This is a genomic window from bacterium (assembly GCA_016873475.1).
Taxonomy (GTDB): domain Bacteria; phylum Krumholzibacteriota; class Krumholzibacteriia; order JACNKJ01; family JACNKJ01; genus VGXI01.
In genome coordinates this window covers 1-5,444 of sequence record VGXI01000203.1, presented here as the reverse complement: position 1 = coordinate 5,444, position 5,444 = coordinate 1, and the positions used below count along the sequence as shown (strand labels likewise).

Sequence of the window (5,444 nt, the reverse complement as noted above, 5' to 3'; positions counted from 1 at the left end):
GGGCACAGCATCGGCCGCGAGGACCACGGGCCGGGCGCGAACCTCGACGATCTCGAGACGCGCGAGGAGCGCCGCCTCATCGAGGGCGTCGCCTTCTCGATCGAGCCCGGCATCTACACGGCGGACTGGGGACTGCGCACGGAGGTGAACGCCCTGCACTGGCAGGGCGCGCTGCTGGTCAGTGGGGAGCTGCAGGCGACGCCGGAGCTACTGCTGGCGTGAAGCGCGGCCGCCGCGGCGCGGCGCGGCCCCCGCTTCGCGCGGCACCGGCACCGTGAAGGAGAAGGTCGAGCCGTGCCCCGGCTTGCTGCGCAGCCAGAGCCGGCCGCCCATCGCCTCGGTGAACTCCTTGGCCACGCTGAGGCCGAGCCCAGCGCCGCCATGCTCGCGTGTGCTCGAGCGATCCACCTGGTAGAACTTGCGGAAGATGCGCTCCTGCTCGGCGGACGGGATGCCCGGCCCGCGATCACTGATGTCGATGCGCAGGAAATCCGTCGAGTCGCGGCGGCGGCGGCCGGAGATGAAGCTGCAGCGCAGGTCCACCGGGCTGTCCGGCGGCGAGAAGACGAGCGCATTCTTCAGCAGGTGCCCGAGGATGCGGTGGAACTGGTAGGGATCCACCCGGACGGTGCACTGGATCCCGCAATCGTGGAAGCGCACGCGCTCGTGGCTGGCGAGGCGGCCGAGCCAGCCCTCGCGGTACTCCGTGAGCAGGGACGCCAGGCTGCGGTCCTCGAGTTCGAGCACGCCCTCGGCGGCGGCCATCTCGCTCATCACGAGCAGCTCGCTGATCAGGCGATCGAGCTGCAGCGCGGCGTCGTGGATGGAGCGCAGGAACTCGGGCAGCGGCTTGCGCTCCGCGAGGTCGGGCTGGTCGAGCGCGAGCGAGGAGAAGCCGAGGATGCTCGTCAGCGGCGTCTTCAGCTCGTGCGTGACGGTGTCGATGAAGCTCGCCTTGAGCGACTCGAGCTGATCGACGTCCTGCTCGAGCGACTCCAGGTGCTCGCGCAGCGCGCGGCGCTCGAGCAGCAGGGCCGCCAGCGGCCCGACACCGAGCAGCCAGTCCTCGAGGAGGCGCCGCTCGATCGGCTCGCGACGCCGCTCGGCTGGCAGGGCGACCGCCAGCGCGCCGAGCAGGCCTTGCCGCCCGTCGCGCAGGGCGAGGCCGAGCAGCTCCTCGCCGGGCGCCTGGCCTTCGAGCGAGAGCAGGCGCAGCTCGCCGTTCTCCCGCAGCTCTTCGACGACGGGATGGCTGGCCGACCAGGGCTCCTGGAGCAAGCTGGGCAGGCTCCAGACCTGCCAATCCCGCGTTTCGGCCGGACAGACGGCGAGGAGGCCCTGGCGGCCGGGGAAGTGCAGCTCGAGTTCGGTGGCCAGAGCGGCGGCCAGGCTCTCCGCGTCACGGCAGCCGAGGAGACGGTTCAGGTCGCGCCGCAGCTCAGGGCTGCTGACGAGGGCGACTTCCTTCAGTTGCTCCATGCCGCGCCTCCAGGCGATCGCATTGCCAGTCGAGACTATCCAGCTAGCTGATTGTCAACTAACGGATAACGGAAAACGGGCCCCGGGTGGGGCGTCCGCTGAGGCCCAGCAACTCCTGGGCCAACGCAGGCTCAGGACTGCAGGCGGATCAGGTAGCGGAATGCGGAGGTGTAGGAGAGCACGAGGATGAGCCCGAGAGCCGCCGCCAGGCTGAGCGCGAAGCCGACCTCGCCGGGGCGAGCGTCGGGCGCCCGGCTCATCCAGAAGAGGAACAGGTTCCCGAACAGGCTCTGGCTGAGCATCTTCCACTTGCCGATGCGCCCGGCCGGCAGCGTGAGATTGCGCCGGCGCTTGAGCGCCTCGCGCAGCCAGGTGATCCCCCACTCCCGCAGCAGGAGCAGCCCAACGAGTACCCAGACCCAGGGCTCATTCAGGAAGCAAGCCAGCGCGCCGAAGACGACCGTGATCAGCACCTTGTCGGCCAGGGGATCGAGGTGCTCGCCGAGCCGGGAAATCTGCCGGAGCCGGCGGGCGAGCCAGCCGTCGAGCGCGTCGAGCAGGCTGGCGATCACCGAGAGCAGGATGGGCGCGAGGACGAGGCCGAACACGAGGAAGAGCAGCGCCGCCGCCAGGGCCATCGCCAGGCGGATGGCGCTGAGCGCATTGGGCCAGGTGCGGATGCGGCGATCGCCGACGTTGGCGGGCTCCATTTCAGGAGCGTAGCACGCCCGACGCCAGGCGGGCAATCGCTAGTAGACGAAGCTCGTCGCGCTGCCGGTCGCCGCGCCCCAGTTGTCCGTGATCGTGACGCTCATCGTCTCGCCACCTGCGCCGGCCGGCACGCAGAAGATCGCCGAACCGTTCACGTCGTCGCTCTGCCCCGGATAGGCCGTGCCGCCGGGCCCTGCCGGCCAGACGGTCGCATTGCGGAACAGCGTGCCCCCGGCCGAGGCGCTCCAGTCGTAGGCGTGAACGAAGCCATCGTGCTGGGGCTCGACGGTGACGACGAGCAGGCGCGGATAGCCGTCGTCGTCCATGACGCTGAGATCGACGCCACCCGGCTCCTCGTCCCAGAGCGGATGCCGCTCGTCGAAGACGACCGCGACGTGGACGAGCACCGCGGGCGGATCATCGCCGCAGGCGGCCCCGGGCGTGGCCTGCCAGGGCGTGTAGATGAGCGTCGCCGGATCGCCGCCGCTGCTCATGATGCGCGCGATGATCGCGGCCTCGTTGATGTTGTCGACGCCCCACCAGTTGCAGCGGGCGTCCAGCGGCTCGGGGTTCACGCCGTAGCCGGCGCCGACGAGAAAGGCCGTGCCGCTGCCGAAGAAGCGATTGCCATGACAGATCAGCCGCCCCCCGCCGGCCTGCGCGATGACGGGCGAAGCGAGATCGAGGCCGAAGTAGGAGCCGCTGCAGCTGCCCCCGGCGCCGCCACGCACCATGATCGCCTCGCCGCTGCTCTCGTCGAAGTTGCAGTTCGCGACCGTAAGCGTGGCGTCGAAGTCCGCGACGATCCCCGTGCCGAAGCCCGTGAACCAGCAGCCGCTGAGGCTGAGCTCGCCGAAGCCGAGCTTGATGGCATCGCTGCAGTCGAAGATGCCGCTGCTCGTCAGCGCGGCGCCGGTGCCCGTGCCCAGCTCCAGGTTCAGGCCCACGGCGGCGTTGCGCAGCACGCACTGGCTCATCGACAGGCTGCCGCCGCTCGAGGCGAAGTAGATGCCGTCCCAGAGGCCGGGCGCGCTGCTGCCCGCGCCGTAGTGCCGGAACACCACATCGTAGCTGGCGCTGCCCGCGACCGTGAGGCTGCCGCCGACCGTCAGTCGCGTGTTCGAATCGCACCAGATCGTGAGGCTGTCGCTGGCCGTGCAACTGACGAGCAGCTCGACGCCGTTCGGAATCTCGACGTCGCTCAGCATGACGTAGAAGGGCGCCTCATCCGGGCTCCAGGTCACCTGATTGCCAACCTGAATGCCGTAGTCGAGAGTCGTCAATGCGCGGCCGACGGGGATGTCGCGTGCCTTGCTGCCCGTGGCAACGCCGTCGCTGGCGGTGCAGGTCACGGTGAGCTCGCCGTACTGGCCCGCGGGCACGTCCCAGCGCACCGTCTTCGCCACGTTGTCGACATTGTGGAAGCTGCCGGGCCCGCTCCAGGTGAGGCTCAGAGCGTCGCCGTCGATGTCGCTCGTGACGGCCTGCAGCAGCACGTTCAGCGTACCCGCGGCGATCACCGGCTTGCCGCCGGCGATGCCGATCGAGACGACCTGCGGGGCGTGATTGTCGTCACCCGGCGGCGCGGGCGATTCCGCGCAGGCGAGCGCGAGCGGCAGGGCGAGGGCAAGCAGGAGCGGCAGACGGGAGCGAAAGGCCTTGTGAGGGGCAAGACGCCGTTTCATACTGGCCTCCGGGGCGGGTCCAGGACAAACATAGAGCTTCGCCCCGTCGGCCACAATGCCAAACGAGGTCGCCATGTCCCAGCGCCGCCGCCCCTGCGTCATGCTCCTCGTCCTGCTTCTCGCCTTGACGCGCGCGGCGCTCGGCGCGGAAGCCCGCCGCCCGGATCTCGTCATCGTCCACACGAACGACCTGCACGCCCACTACCGCAGCTTTCCCGACCGCGACGGCGCGCTGCGCGGCGGCTTCGCCCGCATCGCTTGGCGGATCGGCGAGCTGCGCGCGGAGCACGGCGATCGCCTGCTCTATCTCGACGCGGGTGACCTCTTCGCGGGCACGCCCTTCTACCACTTCTACAAGGGCAGCCTGGGCATCGCGCTGATGGATCGTCTCGGCTGCGCGGCGATGGCCCTGGGCAATCACGAGCTGGACGACGGCCACCTCAACTTCCTGCGCGCCCGCGTGGGCGCTCGCTTCCCGACCGTCTGCGCCAATCTCGCCTTCCCGGACGGCGAGCCGCTGCTGCCCGAGAGCGCCCTGCTCGAGGCCGGCGGTCTGCGCGTCGAGGTGCTCGGCCTCATCGCCGCCGAATTGCCGGAACTCGTCGGCGAGGTCGCACGGGGCGAGCTGCTCGTGCGTCCGCCGGTGACCGTGCTGCGCGAGTGGCTGGCGGCTGCACGCCCCGCCGCCGACCTGCGCCTCGTGCTCAGCCACTGCGGCATCGAGGCCGACAGCCTGCTTGCCGCGGCGGTGCCCGAGATCCCCTTGATCATCGGCGGCCACAGCCACAGCTTCCTGCGCGAGCCGCAGCGCGTGGGCCCGGTGACGATCTGCCAGACCGGCTGCTATGGCTACAACCTGGGCGTTCTCGAGTGCTTCCGGCGGACCGACGGCGGCTGGGACTTCGCGTGGCGCAACGAGCCCGTGACGATCGCCTGGCCGGAGGAGCTCGAGGTGAAGGCGCTCATCGAGCGCGCCGGGACGCTGGTTGATCGGGAGATGAACCAGGTGCTCGGCCGACTGCCTGAGCCCTTCGCGGGCAAGGACAAGAGCTGGCGACCGGACCCGCTCGGCATGCTGCTTGCCGACCGTATGCGCGCAGCGGCCGGGGCCGATCTCGGACTCCAGAACAGCGGCGGCTATCGCACGCACTTGCCCGCCGGGCCGATCACGCGCGGCCAGCTCTTCGAGCTGATGCCCTTCAACAACCAGGTCCTGCGCCTGCACTTTCGCGGCAGCGATCTGCGCAGCCTCTTCGACTTCCTCGCCGCCGGCCACGGGGACTACTGCTTTGCGCAGATCGTGGGCGGTGACTACGCGATCGCCGACAGCCTCGCGCTGGAGATCCACGTCGGCGGCGCGCCGCTCGAGCCTGAGCGCGAGTACACCCTGGCCACGCTCGACTTCCTCTTCAGCGGCGGTGACGGCTACGGCCCCGTGCTCCAGACGGCGACCCGTGTCGACACCCTCGCGGTCTTCGGCCGCGACCTGCTCGAGGACTTCCTGCTCAGCGGCGCGCAGCCTCGCCCTGCCGACTTCCCCCCCAACTTCCGCGTGCTGGAGTAGGCGTT

5 protein-coding genes are annotated in these 5,444 nt (G+C 70.2%); 2 read left to right on the top strand and 3 right to left on the bottom strand.

What is annotated here, in order from left to right; all coding sequences use genetic code 11:
• The coding region (locus FJ251_13115; GenBank protein ID MBM4118648.1) for a M24 family metallopeptidase at positions 1–222 on the top strand (222 nt) is incomplete at its 5' end.
• Here FJ251_13115 and FJ251_13110 read toward each other — a convergent pair.
• From FJ251_13110 to FJ251_13100, 3 genes are all read right to left on the bottom strand, one after another.
• On the bottom strand, positions 208–1,479 hold the full coding sequence (locus tag FJ251_13110; protein ID MBM4118647.1) for a HAMP domain-containing histidine kinase: 1,272 nt from the start codon (positions 1,477–1,479) through the stop codon (positions 208–210). The two genes, FJ251_13115 and FJ251_13110, sit on opposite strands and share 15 nt — an antisense overlap.
• A 131-nt stretch (positions 1,480–1,610) precedes the next feature.
• Complete coding sequence (locus FJ251_13105; GenBank protein ID MBM4118646.1) at positions 1,611–2,189, bottom strand: CDP-alcohol phosphatidyltransferase family protein; 579 nt, start codon at positions 2,187–2,189, stop codon at positions 1,611–1,613.
• A 39-nt stretch (positions 2,190–2,228) separates the two neighbouring features.
• Positions 2,229–3,875: a hypothetical protein gene (locus FJ251_13100; GenBank protein ID MBM4118645.1), complete on the bottom strand. Its 1,647-nt coding sequence runs from the start codon at positions 3,873–3,875 to the stop codon at positions 2,229–2,231.
• Between the two features lie 55 nt (positions 3,876–3,930).
• Here FJ251_13100 and FJ251_13095 point away from each other — a divergent pair, with 55 nt between their 5' ends.
• Positions 3,931–5,439 (top strand): bifunctional metallophosphatase/5'-nucleotidase, encoded by a 1,509-nt coding sequence (locus FJ251_13095; protein ID MBM4118644.1) that lies wholly within the window; start codon positions 3,931–3,933, stop codon positions 5,437–5,439.
• Positions 5,440–5,444: the final 5 nt, after the last annotated feature.

Excerpts from the sequence above, each read along its gene's own strand:
- FJ251_13110 (MBM4118647.1), bottom strand. The coding sequence starts at position 1,479 with ATGGAGCAACTGAAGGAAGTCGCCCTCGTCAGCAGCCCTGAGCTGCGG.
- FJ251_13105 (MBM4118646.1), bottom strand. The coding sequence starts at position 2,189 with ATGGAGCCCGCCAACGTCGGCGATCGCCGCATCCGCACCTGGCCCAAT.
- FJ251_13100 (MBM4118645.1), bottom strand. The coding sequence starts at position 3,875 with ATGAAACGGCGTCTTGCCCCTCACAAGGCCTTTCGCTCCCGTCTGCCG.
- FJ251_13095 (MBM4118644.1), top strand. The coding sequence starts at position 3,931 with ATGCCAAACGAGGTCGCCATGTCCCAGCGCCGCCGCCCCTGCGTCATG.